Here is a 1,193-nt window from a genome sequence, read left to right on the forward strand (position 1 = left end):
GCTTACTCGATGATCGAGGCGACGACGCCCGAGCCGACGGTGCGGCCGCCTTCGCGGATCGCGAAGCGCAGCTTCTCTTCCATCGCGATCGGCACGATCAGGTGCACTTCCATCGCGATGTTGTCGCCCGGCATCACCATCTCGGTGCCTTCCGGCAGGTGCACCACACCGGTCACGTCGGTGGTGCGGAAGTAGAACTGCGGACGGTAGTTGGTGAAGAACGGCGTGTGGCGACCACCCTCTTCCTTGGTCAGAATATACGCCTCGGCCTTGAACTTGGTGTGCGGCTTCACCGAGCCCGGCTTGCACAGCACCTGGCCGCGCTCGACGTCCTCGCGCTTGGTGCCGCGCAGCAGCGCGCCGATGTTGTCGCCCGCCTGGCCCTGGTCGAGCAGCTTGCGGAACATTTCGACGCCCGTCACCGTCGTCTTCTGCGTCGCCTTCAGGCCGACGATCTCGATTTCCTCGCCGACCTTGACGATGCCGCGCTCGACACGCCCGGTCACCACGGTGCCGCGACCCGAGATCGAGAACACGTCTTCAACCGGCATCAGGAACGGCTGGTCGACCGGACGCGCCGGCTGCGGAATGTTTTCGTCCACCGCCTTCATCAGCTCGAGAATGGCGTCGTGCCCAAGCTTCGGATTCGAGTTCTCAAGCGCCGCCAGCGCCGAGCCCTTGATGATCGGAATGTCGTCGCCCGGGAAGTCGTACTTCGACAGCAGCTCACGGACTTCCATCTCAACGAGCTCGAGCAGCTCAGGATCGTCGACCATGTCGCACTTGTTCAGGAACACGACGATCGCGGGAACGCCGACCTGGCGTGCCAGCAGGATGTGCTCGCGGGTCTGCGGCATCGGGCCGTCGGCCGCCGACACCACCAGGATCGCGCCGTCCATCTGCGCCGCACCGGTGATCATGTTCTTCACGTAGTCCGCGTGCCCGGGGCAGTCGACGTGCGCGTAGTGGCGGTTCTGCGTCTCGTACTCAACGTGCGCCGTCGAGATCGTGATGCCGCGCGCCTTCTCTTCAGGCGCCTTGTCGATCTGGTCGTACGCCGTGAACGTCGCGCCGCCAGTCTCCGCCAACACCTTCGTGATCGCCGCAGTCAGCGACGTCTTGCCATGGTCAACGTGACCGATGGTCCCGATGTTGCAGTGCGGCTTATTACGCTCAAACTTCTCTTTGGCCAT

Annotated in this window: 1 protein-coding gene; it reads right to left on the reverse strand. The window is 64.0% G+C overall.

What is annotated here, in order from left to right; all coding sequences use genetic code 11:
- Positions 1–2: 2 nt before the first annotated feature.
- Positions 3–1,193 carry an elongation factor Tu gene (gene tuf / locus AB4Z37_RS32915; protein ID WP_441520868.1) on the reverse strand — a complete coding sequence of 397 codons (1,191 nt, stop codon included), beginning with the start codon at positions 1,191–1,193 and terminating at the stop codon, positions 3–5.

Origin of the sequence: Bradyrhizobium sp. 2TAF24 (assembly GCF_052115025.1) — a bacterium.
In the GTDB taxonomy this organism is placed as follows: domain Bacteria; phylum Pseudomonadota; class Alphaproteobacteria; order Rhizobiales; family Xanthobacteraceae; genus Bradyrhizobium_A.